This is a genomic window from Zhongshania sp. R06B22, from assembly GCF_040892595.1.
Classification (GTDB): Bacteria; Pseudomonadota; Gammaproteobacteria; order Pseudomonadales; family Spongiibacteraceae; genus Spongiibacter; species Spongiibacter arctica.
Genome location: NZ_JBFRYB010000001.1, coordinates 1,234,252 through 1,254,188, shown reverse-complemented (window position 1 = coordinate 1,254,188; position 19,937 = coordinate 1,234,252). Strand labels below are relative to the sequence as shown.

The window sequence follows — 19,937 nt, the reverse complement described above, 5'->3', positions numbered from 1 at the left end:
TAATAAACTAAAACAACAAACGGGCAGCTCTCAACAGAGCCGCCCGTCAACTTTTACAGGCTTTTACTAATTTATAAAAGCAGGTAGAAAACTTTTAATGCACATCCTTCCAATATTCACGATTCAAGAGATACGTGAAGATAAAGAACAGGGCAATAAACAGTAATACAAATCCACCGATACGCTTGCTTTTCAGCTGCGAAGGCTCACCAACGTAATCTAGGAAATTAACCAAATCATAGATTACTTTATCATACTCAGCGGGACTCAAGGTCCCAGCTGTCGAATAGGTAAAAGAACCACAGGGATTCAAGGCTCTACCGTCTTCTCCGAACAACACGTCTTCACCCGTTAATGGGTCACGCAATATGCCGCCATTGTCGGCGTGAACTGGGCCCGGCGCGCATTCAGGCATACCCTGCAACTCAGCCAAAACATGAGGCATACCCACATCTTTAAAGACTTTATTGTTCACGCCCCAAGGACGTGAAGGGTCTGAGTGAAATGTGCGAAGATAGGTGTAAAGCCAATCTGTACCGCGGACCCGAGCAACCAGAGTTAAATCAGGCGGCGCCGCACCAAACCACTTTTTTGCATCGGCAGCCGCAATAGAGTTGGTCATCAATGACCCAATTTTAGCATCAGCATCAAACTTTAAATTTGACTCAAACAAATCGAGCGGGATGCCGAGATCCTCTGCGGTACGCTGATAGCGACCATACTCAAGCGAGTGGCAACCCATACAGTAATTCATATAGGTTGCAGCGCCACTTTGCAGCGACGGCAGATCGCTAACATCCGTATCGATCTGATCACATTCCATAGTGCCGCAATTGAAGGCTGATTCAGCGCCAGCCGCCTTCAAAGGCAATATGGTCAACACTAGCACTGCCAACAAGACCAGCATGCTCTTCCAGAAACCCATACCACCATCAGTCGTGCGGCTTGGCTCCGGCTTAGTCGCCTCCCACTTAGTCCAGAAAGGCATCAAGATGAAGAAAGCAAAATAAATGACTGAGCAAATACGCGCCAACAATGTCCGCGCCTCGGTAGGTGCTTTCACGCCTAGCACACCCAAAATCAAGAAGGAGGCAACAAAGATTAAGATAGCGACCTTGCTCACATTACCTTTGTAGCGAATCGACTTAACTGGGCTGCGATCCAACCACGGCAGCAAGAACAGAATCGCAACCGATGAACCGAAGGCGATAAAACCAAGCAACTTATCTGGTACAGCTCGCAGTACCGAATAGAACGGCGTGAAATACCATACCGGCGCAATATGAGCAGGTGTCTTCAAACCATCGGCAATTTCAAAGTTAGCATGCTCTATGAAATAACCGCCCATCTCTGGGCCGAAGAAAAGGATGGCGCAGAATACAAACAAAAACACTGCAATCGCCGTTAAATCATGAACCGTGTAATACGGGTGGAAGGCAACGCCATCCAAAGGAATACCGTTGGCATCCTTGTGCTTCTTAATATCAACACCGTCGGGGTTGTTAGAACCCACTTCGTGCAGAGCAAGTAAATGCAATACCACCAAGGCGATCAACACAATCGGCAGCGCTACAACATGCAGTGCGAAGAAGCGATTCAGGGTAACACCAGAAATCAGAAAGTCACCGCGAATCCACTGAACGATATCTTCCCCGACAACGGGGATAGCGCCAAACAGCGAAATAATAACCTGCGCGCCCCAGTAGGACATTTGACCCCACGGAAGCACATAACCCACAAAGGCTTCAGCCATCAGCGCAAGGAAAATGAACATCCCAAAAACCCAAATTAATTCACGGGGCTTTTTATAGGAGCCATATAGCAATCCACGGAACATATGCAAATACACAACAACAAAGAACGCTGAAGCGCCAGTGGAGTGCATATAACGAATAATCCAGCCGTACTCAACATCACGCATGATGTATTCAACAGAACGGAAAGCTTCTTCCGAGCTGGGGGTAAAACTCATGGTCAACCAGACACCGGTTAACAACTGGTTCACTAACACAACCAGTGAAAGCACACCAAAGAAATACCAGAAATTGAAGTTTTTTGGCGCATAGTATTTACCCATATGGGTATCCCACGCGCGCATAATAGGCAGGCGGGCATCAACCCAATCACGCAAACCCACTAACATTTTGACCATTACGCAGCCCCCTGATCGATACCGATAACAAGCACACTGTCACCCTCATAAGAATACGGAGGAACAACAAGGTTTGTAGACGCAGGCGAGCCTTGGTAAACACGCCCCGCCAAATCAAAACGTGAACCATGGCAAGGGCAAAAGAACCCGCCAAGCCAAGCTTTACCGCCTAAATCGGGAACACCGACCTCAGGGATATGCTTAGGAGCACAACCCAAATGCGTACACAGGCCAACCATCACAAAATATTCTGGCCGAATTGCGCGACTTGCGGTATCGACATACGCGGGCTGATCAGATCCTGCAGAATCGGGATCTTTAAGGTACTGGTCAAGCTCAGCCAAACCAGCAAGCTGCTCTTCTGTACGACGCACCACATAAACCGGCTTACCACGCCACTCAACAATGACCATCTGACCAGGCTCTAATTTGCCGATATCAGCTTTTACTGGCGCGCCTGCGGCCCTAGCCTTAGCGCTAGGATTCCAAGAACCCACAAATGGTGTCGCTATACCGACAGCGCCCGCTGCGCCCACAACTGATGTTGCAGCCGTCAGAAAACGTCGACGCCCTGTATTTATGCCGTCATTACTCATGACGATTCCCCCATAATATACGACAACTTGAACTGGCCCCGCGCGCGCGCAGTGGCAAGTCCAAAATTTCAAATGGGCCAAATAGTAATGAACTTGACCCTAACTGACAACACTAACGCACTTCAAGGCCCATATGGGGCCTTTACTCAAGCAAAAAAAAACGCCCACATAATAGCTCGTGAGCGTTTTCCGAGTGCCGTAACGGCAATCTCCACAGGCCAAATGGCCGTCGCGGTTAACGCTTGGAGAATTGCGGCTTCTTACGAGCTTTACGTAGACCGACTTTCTTACGTTCAACTTCGCGAGCATCGCGAGTAACGTAGCCAGCTTTACGCAAACCACTGCGCAAGCCTTCGTCGTATTCCATTAAAGCGCGAGTAATACCGTGACGAATCGCGCCAGCTTGGCCAAAACTACCACCGCCGCTAACCGTTACAGTCACATCAAACTTTTCAGCCATTTCGACCAGCTCAAGCGGCTGACGAACGATCATACGTGCAACTTCGCGACCAAAGTACTGATCAAGAGTACGCGCATTAACTGAAATAGCACCTGTGCCTGCTTTAAGGAACACACGAGCTGAGGAGGTTTTACGGCGACCTGTGCCGTAATACTGGCTGGCTGACATATTGCGCTTCCGTTAGATATTCAGTTCAACTGGTTGCTGAGCGGTATGGGGATGCTCAGTGCCAGCGTAGACTTTCAATTTTTTAAACATTGCACGACCCAGCGGATTTTTGGGCAACATGCCCTTTACCGCACCTTGGATCACACGCTCAGGGGCTTTATCAATCAATTTTTCGAAGCTAATAGACTTCAATCCACCTGGATAACCAGTGTGGTGATGATAGATCTTGCCAGTTGCTTTGTTGCCAGTAACACGGATTTTCTCCGCATTAACAACAACGATATAGTCGCCAGTGTCAACATGAGGCGTATATTCAGCTTTATGCTTACCGCGCAGTCTATGCGCAATTTCACTGGCTAAACGACCCAATGTTTTGTCGGCGGCGTCTACCACATACCAGTCATGTATTACGTCACTGGGTTTTGCACTTAAGGTTTTCATGTTTCTCGCCTATAGGGCCCGTACCGAACAAAGAGCGCGAATACTACATAAGCGCCGAAGGTTTTTCAAGTGGAATCTTGCTTTTATAAGTCATAATTACCGATGACCTAAGGCCGATGCTCACAAGCGAGATAATCCTCGGATTGCATTTCAAGCAAGCGGCTCTGGGTACGCTGAAATTCAAAATCCAAACGCCCCCCCGTATACAGCTTCTCTAGCGGCACAGCAGCTGATAATACCAGCTTCACGTTGCGGTCGTAAAACTCATCTATCAAATTAATAAAGCGCCGCGCCTGATCTTCGAGACCAGCACCCATCTGCGGAACATTACTAATGAGGACCGCATGGAACACCCTCGCCAGCTCAATGTAGTCGTACTGACTCCGCGGCCCGTCGCACAACTCTGTAAAATCAAACCAAGCCACATCATCTGCGACAAACAGCGCCCGAATCTGGCGACCCTCAACATCAAGCAACTGGTCGGCAGACGCGGCCTCAGGAGCCAAACGCTTAAAGCTAAGCGCTAAGCTCTGATCTGCAGATTCGCCCAGCGGATGATAATAAAGCTCAGCCTGCTCAAGCGCGCGCAATCGGTAGTCAACACCGCCATCGACATTAACCACATCCACGCGCTCCTTAATCAAGGCTATCGCGGGTAAAAACCGGGCGCGCTGCAGGCCGTTTTTATACAAGCCGTCGGGGATAATGTTAGATGTTGCCACCAACACCACTCCCCGAGCAAACAGCCTGTCGAACAAACCTGCCAAAATCATCGCATCGGTAATGTCCGACACAAAGAATTCATCAAAACAAATAACTCTAGCCTCATCGGCGATGCGATCGGCCACAATAACCAGGGGATTTTTTTCACCCGACAACGACTTTAACTCGCGATGCACACGCTGCATAAACCTATGAAAGTGCGCGCGCATTTTGTTATCAAAAGGCAGGGTGTCGAAAAATGTATCCATGAGATAGGTCTTACCCCGGCCCACACCACCCCAAAAGTACAAACCGCGAATAGCTGGCGCAACCTCATTACGACCTGCAAGCCTTAAACCCACTCGCGCAAAAAAACCACTACTAGCCTGCGAGGGCTGAGCAAGCAAATCGTCGTATAAACGTTGCAAGCACTGAACAGCATATTCCTGAGCCGGATCATAAGAAAAATCGGCCTGCGTAAGATCGTGCTGATAGCGCTGTATCGGTGTAGACATTCCTTTTAGCCTCTTTCAAGACGGGCGCAACTGTACCGACCCGCAGCCAAATTGGCAATTTTTTATCCGGGAATACTGAACACCAGCCTGCTTGCGGTTATACTGCGGTGAACGAGTGACAAACACGTCGACTCATCGGAGGAACCTCTGTGCAAGATATTAATACACTGATCGCCGTCGCTATTATCTGCCTTCTCACCGGCGCCGCAATAGGCTATTTCGTGCTTGGCCGGATGAAACCAGAGCAGCAAAGCCGCGTCGCGCTAGAAAAACAGTTCAATGACATGCAGCGCCAGCAACAAGATTACCAGCAGCAAGTCAGCAGTCATTTCGACCGTACCGGCGAACTACTCAATGAGCTCGCCGAAAGCTATCGCAGCGTTCACAACCACATCGTTGATGGCGCTCAAACTCTGCACAGCACCGGCATCAGCCCGTTACAAGCCATTCCAGAAGGACGACCCGTGCTGGACAATAAGCCCAGTAAGCTAGCGCCGGCCGCACCGCCACTGGATTACGCTCCACGCCAACCCGGTAAAAAAGGCGCGCTTCATGAAGAGTTTGGTATGGACGCAGAAAAGAAACGCCAGGATCACATTGAATCCCCAGTTTCTCCCCACGTCTAAGCCTTTGCTGCCCCATTAAGTAAAGATGTCCGGCCGGCAACATCTTCAGGCCGGATTATCAATATCTATAAAGCGATGGTTGAGGCCAAATTTCTCAGCCAGTGTTTCCGCCAAAGCCTGCACGCCATAGCGCTCAGTGGCGTGATGGCCAGCAGCAATATAGTGAATGCCCAATTCACGCGCAGCTAATATCGTCGGCTCAGAAACCTCACCGCTCAAGTAGGCGTCCACGCCGGCCGCTGCAGCCTTATCTATATATGACTGCGCGCCACCTGTGCACCATGCGATCCGCTTGATGGTACGCTTGTGGCCAAGCTCCAATAGCGGCCTTCGCCCAAGCACCGCCTCGACATGATCGGCAAACTCGGTGGCACTCATTGCCCGAGCCAAGCTACCCACATTACCCACTGAGCGCGGATTATTTGGATCTAGGCCGCCATCCACGACAATACCTAAACGCTTTGCCAATTGCGCGTTATTGCCCAGTACAGGGTGCGCGTCCAGAGGCAGATGGTAGGCAATCAGACTGATATTATTCGCCAGCAATGAAGCCAGCCTATTTCGCTTCATACCGACAATACAGGGGTCCTCACCACGCCAAAAATAGCCATGATGAACGATAATAGCGTCGGCCTTTTCGGCAATCGCAGCTTCGATTAAGGCCTGGGATGCCGTCACCCCAGATACAATGCGCGCAACATCTACATTACCAGCGACCTGCAGGCCATTCGGACAATAATCGCTAAAATAAGATGGCTCTAATATGTCATCAGCAGCAGCGACCAACGCCTGAAGAGAAACCGTCATAAACCCTCACATTAATTCTGAAAAATCACTTTTCGTGCTAGGCTAGTAAGCCAGCAAAGCTAGCAACCAGCGCGCCCAAACCATATCCAACGAGGACCGGCACTTGACACGGTATAGCCCGAAAGCCCTAATCTGGCCCACCGTATGCGGTATTTTACTGGGCCTCTGCATCTTGGCCTATCTGCCGGGGCAGCGCGACAATGACTATGTCTACGCTGTTGAACACGCCGCCCCCGCCGTCGCCAACATCTACACTACCAAGGTTGTCGAGCAGCGCCACCCCCTCGCAGACGACCCTCTTTTTAAGCATTTTTTTAGCCGCAATGGCCGCGTGAAACAACAACTTGAACGCAGTTTAGGATCGGGCGTTATTGTCAGCGATGCTGGCTACTTACTCACCAATTACCACGTTATCAAAGGCGCCGATGAAATACTTGTATTATTACATGACGGCCGGCAAGCCTTAGCCAGCGTGATTGGCAGTGATGCCGATACCGATCTCGCGGTATTAAAAATAGATTTAGATAACCTAACCAGCATTACCATTGGCGACCCAGGAAAAATTCGCGTCGGCAATATTGTCCTTGCCATCGGCAATCCCTACGGTTTTGGTCAAACAGTCACCCAGGGTATTGTTAGCGCCACCGGCCGCTATGGCCTCGGCTTAAGTCAGTTTGAAAATTTTATTCAAACCGATGCTGCCATCAATCCCGGTAACTCAGGGGGCGCATTAATCGACACCAAAGGCCGCCTGCTTGGTATCAATACCGCCATTTACACTCAGAGTGGCGGCTCTACCGGCATTGGCCTAGCCATACCGACCGATCTTGCCCTGCGGACCATGAGCGACCTAATCAGTTATGGACGCCCACTGCGCGGCTGGCTGGGAATAGAAGTACAACCCGTTGGCGTTGGCACAAATGGCGTCATCATCACCGCCCTAGCATCCAGTGGCCCAGCGGAAAAAGCCGGTTTAAAAATCGGTGACATTTTAATCAATATTAATGGTGAGCAAGTGGGTGATGGCCACGCTGGGATGAAACTTATTACCTACACGCGCCCCGGCGAAAGGGTCAAGATTAACCTGCTACGCGGCGAAGAACCCATGACCATAGAAACCGAAGTAGCAATGCGACCGAATAGCTAAACCACCCACTAAGTTGTGGCGAGAATCCGCTGCAAAGAAGTAAATAGAACCTCACTGTCTTCTGGTCTGCCGACAGTAATACGCAAGTATTGATCTATTCTAGGCATACTAAAATGCCGCACTATTATGCCGTCCTCTCGCAGACTCGCCGCTAATTCCGACGCATCACGATTACGATGCCGACAAAATACAAAGTTCGCCGCCGACGGCAACACTTGAAAATCTAGCGCCGCTAGCCGAGTCACCATCGCGTTGCGCTCAGTAATCACCGCATGGCAAGTCTGCTCAAAATAGCCTTGATCGGCAAATGATGCCGCAGCACCTAGCTGAGCCAGACGATCTAGCGGGTATGAATTAAAGCTATTTTTAATTCTCACCAAGGCCTCGATCAACTCTGGATGACCAACGGCAAACCCCACCCGCAAACCCGCCAAAGATCGCGACTTAGAGAGTGTCTGGGTCACAAGTAAATTCGGATAGCGATCAACCAGTGAAATCGCAGACTCGCCACCAAAATCAACATAAGCTTCATCAATCACAACCACGGTCTCATTATTTACCGTCAACAGTCGTTCAATTTCGGGCAACCCCAAGAAACACCCTGTCGGCGCATTCGGGTTTGGGAAAATAATGCCGCCGTTTATGCCGCGATACTCTTCAATCCGTATCTGGAAGGATTCGTCTAAGGGAATAGCCTCAAAGGGAATCTGATAAAGGCCGCAATAAACCGGGTAAAAACTATAGGTAATATCAGGAAACAGCAGCGGCTTATTGTGTTGAAATAGGCCGTGAAAGATATGTGCCAGAACCTCATCAGAACCATTGCCAACAAAAACCTGATCTATAGAGACGTCATGATAATCGGCAATCGCATGTCTCAGCACATCGCTATTAGGGTCTGGATAAAGACGCAAGGCATCAGTCGCCTCCGCCTTGATGACCTCTAAAACTTTGGGCGACGGCCCATAAGGGTTTTCGTTGGTATTCAGTTTGGTTAATTGACTTAGCTTAGGTTGCTCACCCGGTACATAGGGCACCAAATCTTTAACAAAGGGACTCCAGTATCTACTCATCATCCTCACCCAATAAGCGATATTCGGCACTGCGTGCGTGTGCGGTTAAGGACTCGCCCCGCGCCAGTACTGACGCTACTTTAGCCAGCTCGGAGGCACCTGTGGCTGAGCACCCTATCAAAGAAGAGCGCTTTTGAAAGTCATAGACACCTAAGGGCGATGAAAACCGCGCAGTACCGGAAGTTGGTAGCACGTGATTGGGCCCAGCGCAGTAATCTCCCAGAGCCTCGGGCGTATAACGACCCATAAAAATCGCGCCAGCGTGGCGTATTTTAGGTAGCAACTGCTCTGCGTTATCAACCGACAATTCCAGATGCTCTGGCGCAATGCGATTACTTAGCGCAAGGGCTTCGTCGATATCTTTGACCAACACCAGCGCACCGCGCCCACTCAAAGACCGGCGGACAATATCCGCCCGTTCAAGGTCCGGTAACAAGCGCAAAATGCTGGCCTCTACGCGATCTAAAAACTCCGCGTCAGGACTTAATAAAATCGACTGTGCGTCCTCGTCATGCTCCGCTTGTGAAAACAGATCCATGGCGATCCAATCAGGATCCGTTTTGCCATCGCAGATCACCAGGATTTCTGAGGGCCCCGCAATCATGTCCAAACCCACGCTACCAAATACTTGGCGCTTAGCAGTAGCTACAAATATATTGCCGGGGCCAACTATTTTATCAACCTTAGGAATAGACTCTGTGCCGTGTGCCAGCGCGGCGATCGCCTGTGCACCGCCAATGGTAAATATACGATCAACACCCGCTATCGCGGCTGCAGCCAACACCATTTCGTTCACAAAACCCTTGGGCGTTGGCGACACCATAATCAATTCATCGACACCAGCCACTTTAGCTGGAATCGCATTCATCAGCACTGACGACGGGTAAGTTGCTTTTCCACCCGGCACGTACAAACCGACGCGCTCCAAGGCAGTAATTTGCTGACCTAATAGCGTGCCATCCGCTTCGCGATAGGACCACGACTCTTGACGCTGATGCAGGTGATAAGCGCGTATCCGCTCCGCTGCAGTTTCCAGCGCCGTACGCACGTCGGCATCAATATTATCGAGCGCAGCCTGAATGCGACTACTTGGGATTTCCAGTGCGGCCGCGTTCTCAGGTTGCCATGCATCAAATCGCTGAGTAAATTCGAGTACCGCTGCGTCGCCCTCGGCGCGCACTTTAGCAAGCACACCAGCCACTACGTCGCCCACCGTGGGGTTCGATGCAGACTCCCAATCCAACAATTTCGTCAATGCCACATCAAAGTCAGCATCGGCGGTGCTCATCCTTTTAATCAGAGTATCAGCCATTGCTGACAACCTCCTCCGCGCGCTGACGCGCCTCAACAGCTGCAGTTAAATTCGCAATAATATCTTGAATGCTCCGGTGTTTGCGCTTCATGGCAGCCTTGTTGACCACCAATCGCGAGCTGACATCGGCAATCATATCCCGCGGCTCCATACCGTTGGCGCGCAGAGTATTTCCGGTATCGACGATGTCGACGATCAAATCTGCCAAATTCATCAGCGGTGCCAACTCCATCGCGCCATAGAGCTTAATCAGCTCTACTTGAATACCACGCTCGGCAAAATGGCGGCGAGCCACATTGACAAATTTAGTGGCAACGCGAACACGACCGTGGGGCAAACCCTCACCAACACGACCAGCCGTCATTAACCTGCAGCGCGCTATATTAAGGTCGAGCGGCTCATACATATCGGCAGCGCCAACCTCTAACAACATATCTTTGCCAGCCACCCCTATATCAGCAGACCCCAACTTCACATAAGTGGGTACGTCGGTACCGCGAATCACGATCAAGCGAATATGCGAATGATTGGTCTCAAAAATAAGCTTACGGCTGCTACTTATATCTTCAGCCGGCACAATGCCCGCCTCAGCCAACAAAGGCAGAGTTTCCTTTAAGATACGCCCTTTAGTGAGCGCAATAGTGACCGGCTGATCCACGTGTAAACTCCAGGTACTGAACTAACAATATCTAATTGGCGACGCGGCGAATGGTTGCGCCGAGTGCGTGAAATTTCTCTTCGATACACTCATAACCGCGATCAATGTGATAAATGCGGTCAACTAGGGTGTCGCCATCTGCCACCAGACCCGCAATAACGAGACTGGCTGAGGCCCGCAAATCACTGGCCATGACCGGCGCAGCCTTCAAACGCTCAGTGCCGGTAATCATTGCGGTATTACCCTCAATGCTTATTTTAGCGCCCATTCGATTCATTTCATGGGTTTGAATTAAGCGATTTTCAAATATGGTTTCGGTAACATGCGAAACCCCACTGGCAACTGCGTTCATCGCGGTAAACTGCGCCTGCATGTCGGTGGGAAAACCAGGGTAAGGCATGGTCTTGATATTAACCGCCTTAGGGCGGCGGCCTTCCATATCGAGGGTAATCCAATTGTCACCTGACTCTATTTTAGCACCCGCTTCTTCGAGCTTAACCAAGACCGCCTCAAGCGTTTCCGGACCAATATCGCGCAGACGAATAGAGCCACGAGTGGCGGCAGCCGCAACCAAATACGTTCCCGCCTCGATACGATCCGCCATCACCGAGTAGGTGCACCCGTTTAAGCGCTCAACACCATCAATCGTAATTGTGGCGCTACCGTGGCCGCTAATCTTGGCACCCATCGCAATAAGACAATTGGCTAAATCTACTATTTCTGGCTCTCTTGCCGCGTTTTCGAGTACGGTCCGCCCTTTCGCCAACGTCGCCGCCATAAGTACGTTTTCAGTACCGCCAACGGTAACCATGTCAAATAATACATGCGCACCGCGCAAACCGCCCTCTGGCGCCTGCGCCGTAATATAACCAGCATCAACGTCAATAATAGCGCCCATGGCTTCGAAACCGCGCAAATGCTGATCAACGGGACGACTTCCTATGGCGCAACCGCCGGGAAAAGACACTCGTGCATGACCAAAATGTGCCAGTAAAGGTCCTAACACCAGAATCGACGCCCGCATCGTTCTTACGAGTTCATAAGGCGCGGTGGTTTTGGTGGTGGTTGAACCATTGATTTCGACGCCGAGATTTTCATCGACAATCAGCTCCGTACCCATACTGCGCAACAGCGCAATCATGGTGGTGATATCGTGTAAATGCGGCAGATTGCGCACCATCACCGGTTCACTAGACAGCAATGTCGCAGCCAAAATTGGCAGCGCCGCATTTTTTGAACCGGAAACACGAATTTCGCCGGCCAAGGGGCCGCCGCCAGATATAAGCAACTTATCCATGAAATCTCCTGGAAAATCCGGTGAGCCTTAAGATTGGGCTTCGTCGGGGGTCAAGGCTTTAATATTAATGGCGTGTAAAGAACCATCCCGAATCCATTCATTAACAGCTGCATAGACCAGTTGCTGGCGTTTTACAGCGCGCAAGCCAGAAAAAATCTCGCTGACAACACGCACATCAAAATGGCTGCCGTCGCCATTCACGGCTAATTCACTATTGGGAAAATGTTCCGAAAGACGCTGTTCGATATGTTCTACTTGCATGCCCATCCCGCTGTTACCTGCTACCGCATTACTCAAGCGCAGAATTGTACGCAATTGCGGACACTATGGCGAGGCGAAACCCTAGCAGGCCCCAACCTCGCAAACCGCCAAACCATTACTCAGCGGCCTTTTCCATTACTTCTTGGGGGGCGACCGTCCAGTTATTAATCACTTGATCGATATCACCGTTATACTGCTGCACCGCAGCATTAAATTGATTTTGATATATACGACCCAAATTTAAGCCTTCAATAATCACATTACGCAATTTCCAGTCGCCATCAGACCCCTGACGCAAAGTATAGACAACTTGGTAAGGCTTAGCGCGGTCACCATATATGTCTTGACGCACACCGACGCTACCGGACAAATCAACATCGCTTGCCAGCGGCAGCACTTCAATCCGATTGCCGTTAAAGCCCAGCAAGCCTTTTGAGTAGGTGTTAATCAACCCATCTTTGAAGCTACTGGTAAAGCGAATAACACGCTCGCGAAATTGAGCACGCTCCGCTTCTGTTTTTAGGCTTTCATAGTACCCACGACTACCATATTTACCCATAATGCCGCGGGCAAAACTCTGAAAATCGACCACGTCGTCCATAATACGGCGAACTTCGTCATTAAAACGCTGCGGATCTTTGTCGATATAGCTACGCGCATCCTCAATCACTTTCACCAATTCTTTAGTGGTGTTGGCCACCACTTCATGGGGACCCTTGTCAGCGGCAAAACTCTGCGAAAGCAGGCCAAATACCATGAATACTGCGATTGCTATTTTTTTGAACATACCATCCCCTTAATTTTTATCTGTCCATCATTACCGATAAAACAACGGCCACTGCGAACTTCGACTACATTTTACGCTAATGAATCCCAATTCGGACGTAAGCTAAACCTGTTAATTTGTCACATTGGAAATTATCATACACAACCTTAGCCCCAGCTTAACGGCCGGCACAAATAATCAGGGTACTCTGAGTGACCAACAATCCAAATTTTATCAGTTCCGCGCGACGTGTTATCAACATGGAGCGCGACGCGGTAAGTGTCTTAGCTGATCGCATAGACGAAAGCTTTGAGCGCGCCTGCAATATTTTATTGTCATGCAAGGGGCGCGTGGTGGTGACTGGCATGGGCAAGTCCGGCCACATCGGCAATAAAATTGCGGCCACCCTCGCGAGCACTGGCACCCCAGCATTTTTTGTTCACCCCGGCGAAGCCAGCCACGGTGACTTGGGCATGATCACCGCAGGCGACGTTGTCATCGCCCTATCTAATTCAGGCACTACCGCTGAACTCATTACTATTCTGCCCTTGCTGAAACTTCTCGCCGTACCCGTTATCGCCCTAACGGGTAACCCGGCTTCAGAGCTTGCGATCACTGCCGACGTGCATTTAAACGTGGGCGTTAAAGAAGAAGCCTGCCCGCTAAATCTCGCTCCTACGTCAAGCACCACCGTCACTTTGGTGATGGGTGATGCACTGGCTATCGCTCTACTAGAAGCCCGCGGGTTTACTGCCAACGACTTCGCAATGTCTCACCCTGGCGGCGCGCTGGGCCGGCGCCTACTGCTAAAAATAGATACCATTATGCATACCGGCGAGTCGATACCCTCGGTTCAATTAGGCTGCGCCTTAAGCAGAGCACTGCTAGAAATGAGCAGCAAAGGCCTGGGTATGACGGCGGTGGTAGATGCTAAGGGAGCACTCATTGGCATTTTCACTGATGGCGACTTGCGCCGCGCCATTGATCGCGGCATAGATATACATAGCAGTCCAATTGATGACATTATGACTCGCAACTGCCGCACTATTCGCCCGGGAACCATGGCAGCAGAAGCGCTGCGTATCATGGAAGATAATAAAATTACTGTTTTGGTAGCAGTCGACGCTGACCACAAACCCGTTGGCGTCATCCATACTCACGACCTGCTCAAGGCAGGCGTTGCTTAGAGAATACAGAACTGATGCAAAGTGTTATCGAGAAAGCAAAATCCATCAAACTATTGGTTATGGACGTCGACGGCGTACTCACTGATGGCAGTCTTTATTTTGGAAATAGCGGCGAAGAAATCAAAGGCTTTAGTATTCTTGACGGTTTGGGCATAAAGCTACTGCGCGACGCCGGCATCAAACCCGCCATTATTACCGGCCGCAGTTCCGAGCTGCTTAAACGACGCGCAGCTGAGCTAAAAATTGATTTGATCTATCAGGGCCGCGAAGACAAACTTGTCGCTCTTGAAGAGCTGCGCAATGATCTCGGACTCAGTTTTGAAGAAATAGCCTATGTTGGCGACGATCTCCCAGATTTATCAGCCATCCGCCAGGCGGGCTTGGGCATCACCGTAGCCAATGGTCACTACTACGTCGCACGGCATGCCGACTGGCAAACTAAAGCGGCAGGTGGCAGCGGCGCAGTCAGAGAAATATGCGAACTGATCTTAAAAGCGCAAGGCAAACTAAACGACGCCTTAGAGCAATATCTTTGAATATGAAAAGCTTTAACGTCTTCACGCTACTTTCGCTGCTCTCCGCTTTTACCGCGTTCGCCGGGACAGTGATCTATCTGACCCAATATAGCGAAAGCGGCAAGTTGAGTATTAGCGGTGAATTTAAAGCCGTCGCCGATGCCGACTCGCACCTCAGCAACGTAAACGGAATAAAATACAGCGCCAATGGCGACATTGCCTACCAATGGCGCGCCAGCAGTGCAGAGCGTTTAATTTCCGATGGTTCGGTTAGCCTAAAAGAACCCTTCTACATCGGTAACATCGCCGAACAGCGGCCATGGACTGCGAGCGCGCTATCCGGGCAGCTTTCGCAAGATGGCGACAAACTCATCCTCACCGATACCGTGGTGGTGAAAGACCTCATACGCCAAGCAGAAATAAGCACCGAAGCACTGAATATAAATCTCGAAAACAGTGAGGTAAGTACGCCGCTGGCACTTACTCTCAAATTACGTAATGGCAAAACACACTCAATTGGCATGCAAGCAAGCCTGAAGGATGAGCGCGTTGAACTGCTAAATCAGGTAAAAGGTCGCTATGAACCCTACTAAAGCCGCACTCGGTGCCGCGCTTTTGCTCAGTGTAAGTCAATATTCACTCAGCCTTCCCGATGACCGTAAACAGGCGATCAACCTAAGCTCAGATCGCGCGGTATACGAGAAAAATCAGGGCATTTACATCGGCAACGTCAATATGAGCCAAGGCTCATTAAAAATTCGCGCCGATAAACTCACCATCGTTGAATCCGACCGCAAGGTCGAAAAAGTCATCGCCGAGGGCACACCCGCCTACTTTGAACAGCAACCCCGAGCTGACGAAGGTGTCGTTATTGCCACCGCCCAGCGCATCGAATATAGCCTGCAAGAAGAGGAAATATTGCTTCAAAGAAATGCTTCTATCACCCATCAGGGTTCGAAAATCTCGGGGGATAGAGTGGTGTATAGCGGCCGCAAACAAATGGTTATCGCCGATGGCGGCAGCAATGACAAAGAAAATCGAGTCAAAATGACATTGCAACCTCAGGCGGTGCCTGACGACGCCCAAGCCGCACAAAAAGACATCAGCCCTGCGGCCATTGTGCAAGCGCCAGAAGATGCCAATGCAACCGCTGCCCCAAAGGACGCTAACTAGCCATGCCTGTTCTACAAGCTAAGAATCTCGCCAAGGCCTATAAAGGCCGCGAAATCATAAAAGACGTATCCCTCACTATTCGCAGCGGTGAAATTGTCGGCTTACTGGGACCAAATGGGGCGGGTAAAACCACCTGTTTCTACATGATCGTTGGCATTGTGAACGCCGACCGCGGCACGATTCAACTCGATGATAGCGACCTCACCAAACTCTCTATTCAGGGGCGCGCCAAACACGGGGTGGGGTATTTACCCCAGGAAGCCTCGATCTTTCGCAAACTCAGCGTTGCTGACAACATTATGGCCATTCTTGAAACCCGCCGAGATCTCAATCGCAGCCAGCGCAAAGACAAGCTTGAAGCGCTACTACAAGAATTCCACATCACCCACATTCGTAAGTCTCAAGGAATGGCGCTGTCTGGCGGCGAGCGCAGACGGGTGGAGATTGCCCGCGCACTGGCGACCGAGCCTAGCTTTATACTGCTCGACGAACCCTTTGCAGGGGTAGACCCTATTTCGGTAAACGACATTCAAAATATCATTCGGCACCTGCAAGCTCGGGGTATTGGGGTATTGATCACCGACCACAATGTCCGCGAAACACTGGATATTTGTGACAAGGCGTATATTGTCGGCGAGGGGCGCATTGTGGCCGAAGGCAACGCCGAAGCGGTGCTCAATAGCCAGATCGTTCGTGATATTTACCTCGGCGACAAATTTACGCTGTAAGTACTGTTCTGTATAAATGAATCGGCACAGGTATTGCAGGGAAACCGTGTCGCGACTACACTGACATAGAGGCATATCACGTGCCGGTAGAACGAAATTTCGTTCGCATTACCACTTAATTCACGTTGTAGAAGTCACCGCCTATGAAACAATCGCTACAGCTAAAAGTCGGCCAAAGCCTGACAATGACACCCCAGCTGCAGCAGGCAATTCGTCTATTACAACTGTCCACTTTAGACCTTCAGCAAGAAATTCAATCAGCGCTAGATTCTAACCCACTACTGGAAATCAGTGATGACGACGGCGACATAGAAGTCAATATCGAACCGACTTCCGCCGAACCCAAAAAACCTGAAAAAGCCAGTGACAACGAGATAGAAGCGCCTCTGCCTGAAGCAGATACTGAATGGGCAGAGCGCAGCGACATTCCCGAAGACCTGCCGGTCGACAGCCAATGGGATGACGTATTCCAAACCAGCGGCAGTGGCAGTAGCTCGGGCAGCGGCGCCTCGGGCGAAGACAATGACTACAACAACGATTATCGAAATTCCAGCTCAGATTCACTTCAAGACCACCTGCGCTGGCAGCTCAATCTGAGCCGCTTATCTGATATTGACCAAATGATCGCCGCCGCGATTATCGATGCCATCGATGAAAAAGGCCGGCTGACGGTAAGCCCAGAGGAACTGGTAGAAGGTTTTAATAGCGATGCGATAGAAATTGAAGAGGTGAACGCTGTTTTACACCTCATCCAACAATTTGATCCGCCTGGCGTTGGCGGCAGAGACCTGCAGGAATGCCTTTTAATCCAGCTCAAACAGCTGCCCCAGAATACGCCTTACGCTGAAGAAGCCTGCCTAGTAGTTAGCCAGTATATGGCACAACTGGGCAACCGCGATTACAACCAAATTATGCGCCGCTGTCGTCTCAAAGAAGAGCAGTTGCGCGATATTTTAAAACTTATCCAATCACTAGACCCCACTCCTGGTAACGCGATTGGCAGCGACGACACTGAATACGTTATTCCCGATGTTTTTGTTAGCAAAAAAGAAGGTCGCTGGTTAGTAGAACTAAATCCAGACATTGCGCCCAAAATTCAAATAAATGCCCAATATGCGTCACTGGCTCGCCAAAGCAGTAATAGCAGTGATAATGACTATATTCGCGACAATCTCCAAGAGGCACGCTGGTTCATTAAAAGTCTTATTAGTCGCAATGAAACCCTAATGAAAGTAGCGACCAAGATAGTCGAATACCAACGCGGCTTTCTTGAATATGGCGAAGAGGCAATGAAGCCACTCGTATTGCACGACATTGCCGAAGCCGTCGGTATGCATGAATCCACCATCTCGCGGGTCACCACGCAAAAATACATGCACACGCCACGCGGTATTTTTGAACTAAAATTCTTTTTCTCAAGCCATGTATCTACAGATACTGGCGGCGAGTGCTCAAGCACGGCGATACGCGCCTTAATTAAAAAATTGGTGGCCGCAGAAAACCCTCGCAAACCCTTAAGCGACAGTAAAATAACAGACTTGCTTGGCGAACAGGGTATTCAAGTTGCGCGGCGTACCATTGCAAAATACAGAGAATCACTGGTTATTCCGCCCTCAAATGAGCGGAAGCGACTAGTATAATGTAGTGATCTAAGGATCACTGCTAGCAGCGACTCGCCGCGAGGCGCCAGCATTTTTAAGCGATGAAGGAGCAAATTATGCAGATTACTGTAAGTGGTCATCACGTAGACGTTACCCCCGCCCTCCGCGATTATGTAAACAATAAGCTGACAAAACTGCAGCGACACTTTGACAATATCACCAATACTGACGTCACTCTGACGGTAGAAAAACTCGTTCAAAAGGCCGAGGCGACGGTGCATGTTGCCGGCGCAGATTTATTTGCAACCTGTGAATCAGAAGACATGTACGCGGCAATTGACAGTCTAACCGACAAGCTTGATCGTCAATTAATTAAACACAAAGAGAAATCGCTGGGCCGCTAAGGCCTTCGGTTCCAAACGCAGTTAAACAAGTAACTATCATGACACTTGAATCAATACTCACTACCGGACGCACTGAATACAGTGCGTCCGTCACCAGTAAGAAACGCTTACTAGAATATATTGCCGCCGGTATTACCGCCGACAATCCCGAATTTAACGCTGACGAGTTATTCAATGAATTGCTCGCCCGCGAACGTTTAGGCAGCACTGGAATTGGCCATGGCGTGGCCATTCCGCACTGCCGCAGCAGTCGCTGTACCAGCATCACAGGTATGCTGCTCAAGCTAGAACAGCCTATTGATTTTGAAGCCGTGGACGACGCGCCCGTTGATCTTATATTTGCGCTTATCGTCCCTGCGGAAGCCCACGACGAGCACTTAAAGGTTCTTGGCGCACTAGCCACAGCATTTAATGATCCCGATTTCCGCAATAGCTTACGCAGCGCGGAAGACAGCGACACCCTTTTCAAACGCGCGATAGCAAGCTGATATGGAACTCATCATTCTTAGTGGACGCTCGGGATCGGGAAAAAGTACGGCCCTTCACCAACTAGAGGATGAGGGCTTCTACGCCATCGACAACTTGCCGGTATCACTATTACCGGAGCTGGTTAGAGAGCTGTCGCAAAGCCCTCTAAAAGTTCATCAGCAGGTTGCGGTTTGTATTGACGCCCGCAACTCCCCGGGTGAACTCGCACGCTTTAAATCACTCTGCGACGAGGTTAAAAAACATGCCCGCCTGCGTATCGTATTTTTAGACGCTGGCGACGACAAGCTGATTAAGCGTTTCAGTGAAACACGGCGGCGGCACCCACTAACCACAGACTCCTTACCGCTGGCGGACGCGATCAAGCTCGAAACCGCGCTGCTTGAACCCATCGTAGTCGAAGCATCACTGGCTATCGACAGCAGCGACATGACCGTCCATGAGCTGCGGGCAGCTATCCGTGATCGCATCTTGGGCGTAGATGCAAGCAAACTGGCGATACAGCTGAAGTCCTTCGGGTTTAAACGCGGCCTACCGATTGATGCCGACCTTGTTTATGACCTCCGCATGCTCCCCAACCCCCACTGGCGAGAAGAGTTGCGCGCCTTCACTGGGCAAGATGCCGAAGTCCAAAATTATCTCAGCAGTCAAGAAGATGTCCGTCTGATGCACGACCACATCCTCCAATATTTACAACACTGGCTGCCGAAGATTGAGGCCAGTAACCGTAGCTACTTCACTGTTGCCATTGGCTGTACCGGCGGTCAACACCGCTCAGTATATATGGTTGAAACCCTTGCCAAGGCTCTACGCACTGCCTATCCAGACCTGCAAGTTCGCCATCGCGAACTCCAGTAATCAG

23 protein-coding genes are annotated in these 19,937 nt (G+C 50.3%); 11 read left to right on the top strand and 12 right to left on the bottom strand.

Annotated features, from left to right (window positions below):
• Window positions 1-94: 94 nt before the first annotated feature.
• The 5 genes from AB4875_RS05720 to zapE form a co-directional block, all read right to left on the bottom strand.
• Complete coding sequence (locus AB4875_RS05720) at window positions 95-2,152, bottom strand: ubiquinol-cytochrome c reductase (RefSeq protein WP_368375088.1); 2,058 nt, start codon at window positions 2,150-2,152, stop codon at window positions 95-97.
• Window positions 2,152-2,748, bottom strand: a complete 597-nt coding sequence (petA, locus tag AB4875_RS05715; protein WP_368375087.1) for a ubiquinol-cytochrome c reductase iron-sulfur subunit — start codon at window positions 2,746-2,748, stop codon at window positions 2,152-2,154. The genes AB4875_RS05720 and petA overlap by 1 nt, the downstream gene beginning before the upstream one ends.
• A gap of 235 nt (window positions 2,749-2,983) precedes the next feature.
• Entirely contained in the window at window positions 2,984-3,376 is a 393-nt protein-coding gene (rpsI, locus tag AB4875_RS05710; protein ID WP_368375086.1) for a 30S ribosomal protein S9, read from the bottom strand.
• Between the two features lie 12 nt (window positions 3,377-3,388).
• Complete coding sequence (gene rplM / locus AB4875_RS05705; protein WP_103683607.1) at window positions 3,389-3,817, bottom strand: 50S ribosomal protein L13; 429 nt, start codon at window positions 3,815-3,817, stop codon at window positions 3,389-3,391.
• Between the two features lie 107 nt (window positions 3,818-3,924).
• Window positions 3,925-5,034, bottom strand: a complete 1,110-nt coding sequence (zapE, locus tag AB4875_RS05700; protein WP_368375085.1) for a cell division protein ZapE — start codon at window positions 5,032-5,034, stop codon at window positions 3,925-3,927.
• A 149-nt stretch (window positions 5,035-5,183) separates the two neighbouring features.
• Between zapE and AB4875_RS05695 the strand changes: the two genes are divergently transcribed.
• Window positions 5,184-5,660, top strand: coding sequence for a Z-ring associated ZapG family protein (locus AB4875_RS05695; protein WP_368375084.1), 477 nt, complete (start codon window positions 5,184-5,186; stop codon window positions 5,658-5,660).
• Between the two features lie 45 nt (window positions 5,661-5,705).
• On the opposite strand, the gene AB4875_RS05690 is transcribed toward AB4875_RS05695, so the two are convergent.
• Entirely contained in the window at window positions 5,706-6,467 is a 762-nt protein-coding gene (locus AB4875_RS05690; RefSeq protein ID WP_368375083.1) for a Nif3-like dinuclear metal center hexameric protein, read from the bottom strand.
• 103 nt (window positions 6,468-6,570) lie between these two features.
• On the opposite strand from AB4875_RS05690, the gene AB4875_RS05685 reads away from it, so the two are divergent.
• Window positions 6,571-7,614, top strand: coding sequence for a trypsin-like peptidase domain-containing protein (locus AB4875_RS05685; protein WP_368375082.1), 1,044 nt, complete (start codon window positions 6,571-6,573; stop codon window positions 7,612-7,614).
• An 8-nt stretch (window positions 7,615-7,622) separates the two neighbouring features.
• On the opposite strand, the gene hisC is transcribed toward AB4875_RS05685, so the two are convergent.
• The 6 genes from hisC to AB4875_RS05655 form a co-directional block, all read right to left on the bottom strand.
• Entirely contained in the window at window positions 7,623-8,687 is a 1,065-nt protein-coding gene (hisC, locus tag AB4875_RS05680; protein ID WP_368375081.1) for a histidinol-phosphate transaminase, read from the bottom strand.
• Window positions 8,680-9,999 carry a histidinol dehydrogenase gene (hisD, locus tag AB4875_RS05675; RefSeq protein WP_368375080.1) on the bottom strand — a complete coding sequence of 440 codons (1,320 nt, stop codon included), beginning with the start codon at window positions 9,997-9,999 and terminating at the stop codon, window positions 8,680-8,682. The genes hisC and hisD overlap by 8 nt, the downstream gene beginning before the upstream one ends.
• A complete protein-coding gene (gene hisG / locus AB4875_RS05670; RefSeq protein WP_368375079.1) occupies window positions 9,992-10,657 on the bottom strand; it encodes an ATP phosphoribosyltransferase in 666 nt (221 codons plus the stop codon). Before hisG ends, hisD begins: the two co-directional genes overlap by 8 nt.
• 31 nt (window positions 10,658-10,688) lie before the next feature.
• On the bottom strand, window positions 10,689-11,954 hold the full coding sequence (murA, locus tag AB4875_RS05665) for a UDP-N-acetylglucosamine 1-carboxyvinyltransferase (protein WP_368375078.1): 1,266 nt from the start codon (window positions 11,952-11,954) through the stop codon (window positions 10,689-10,691).
• A 27-nt stretch (window positions 11,955-11,981) separates the two neighbouring features.
• Window positions 11,982-12,269 (bottom strand): BolA family protein, encoded by a 288-nt coding sequence (locus tag AB4875_RS05660; RefSeq protein WP_368375077.1) that lies wholly within the window; start codon window positions 12,267-12,269, stop codon window positions 11,982-11,984.
• A gap of 61 nt (window positions 12,270-12,330) precedes the next feature.
• Entirely contained in the window at window positions 12,331-13,002 is a 672-nt protein-coding gene (locus tag AB4875_RS05655) for an MlaC/ttg2D family ABC transporter substrate-binding protein (RefSeq protein ID WP_368375076.1), read from the bottom strand.
• A gap of 239 nt (window positions 13,003-13,241) precedes the next feature.
• Here AB4875_RS05655 and AB4875_RS05650 point away from each other — a divergent pair, with 239 nt between their 5' ends.
• The 9 genes from AB4875_RS05650 (at window position 13,242) to rapZ (ending at window position 19,933) form a co-directional block, all read left to right on the top strand.
• Complete coding sequence (locus AB4875_RS05650) at window positions 13,242-14,168, top strand: KpsF/GutQ family sugar-phosphate isomerase (RefSeq protein WP_438273530.1); 927 nt, start codon at window positions 13,242-13,244, stop codon at window positions 14,166-14,168.
• A 14-nt stretch (window positions 14,169-14,182) separates the two neighbouring features.
• Window positions 14,183-14,704: a 3-deoxy-manno-octulosonate-8-phosphatase KdsC gene (gene kdsC, locus AB4875_RS05645; protein WP_368375074.1), complete on the top strand. Its 522-nt coding sequence runs from the start codon at window positions 14,183-14,185 to the stop codon at window positions 14,702-14,704.
• A 2-nt stretch (window positions 14,705-14,706) separates the two neighbouring features.
• Entirely contained in the window at window positions 14,707-15,276 is a 570-nt protein-coding gene (gene lptC, locus AB4875_RS05640; protein WP_368377052.1) for an LPS export ABC transporter periplasmic protein LptC, read from the top strand.
• Window positions 15,263-15,856, top strand: a complete 594-nt coding sequence (gene lptA / locus AB4875_RS05635) for a lipopolysaccharide transport periplasmic protein LptA (protein ID WP_368375073.1) — start codon at window positions 15,263-15,265, stop codon at window positions 15,854-15,856. The genes lptC and lptA overlap by 14 nt, the downstream gene beginning before the upstream one ends.
• Window positions 15,857-15,858: 2 nt before the next feature.
• Entirely contained in the window at window positions 15,859-16,584 is a 726-nt protein-coding gene (gene lptB, locus AB4875_RS05630; RefSeq protein ID WP_368375072.1) for an LPS export ABC transporter ATP-binding protein, read from the top strand.
• A 143-nt stretch (window positions 16,585-16,727) separates the two neighbouring features.
• The gene (locus AB4875_RS05625; RefSeq protein WP_368375071.1) at window positions 16,728-18,224 is read left to right on the top strand and encodes an RNA polymerase factor sigma-54; all 1,497 of its coding nucleotides are present in this window, start codon (window positions 16,728-16,730) and stop codon (window positions 18,222-18,224) included.
• Window positions 18,225-18,301: 77 nt separating this feature from the next.
• A complete protein-coding gene (gene hpf / locus AB4875_RS05620) occupies window positions 18,302-18,589 on the top strand; it encodes a ribosome hibernation-promoting factor, HPF/YfiA family (protein ID WP_103683591.1) in 288 nt (95 codons plus the stop codon).
• Window positions 18,590-18,627: 38 nt separating this feature from the next.
• Window positions 18,628-19,077, top strand: coding sequence for a PTS sugar transporter subunit IIA (locus AB4875_RS05615; protein ID WP_368375070.1), 450 nt, complete (start codon window positions 18,628-18,630; stop codon window positions 19,075-19,077).
• Window position 19,078: 1 nt separating this feature from the next.
• The gene (gene rapZ, locus AB4875_RS05610) at window positions 19,079-19,933 is read left to right on the top strand and encodes an RNase adapter RapZ (protein WP_368375069.1); all 855 of its coding nucleotides are present in this window, start codon (window positions 19,079-19,081) and stop codon (window positions 19,931-19,933) included.
• The last annotated feature ends 4 nt before the right edge of the window (window positions 19,934-19,937 follow it).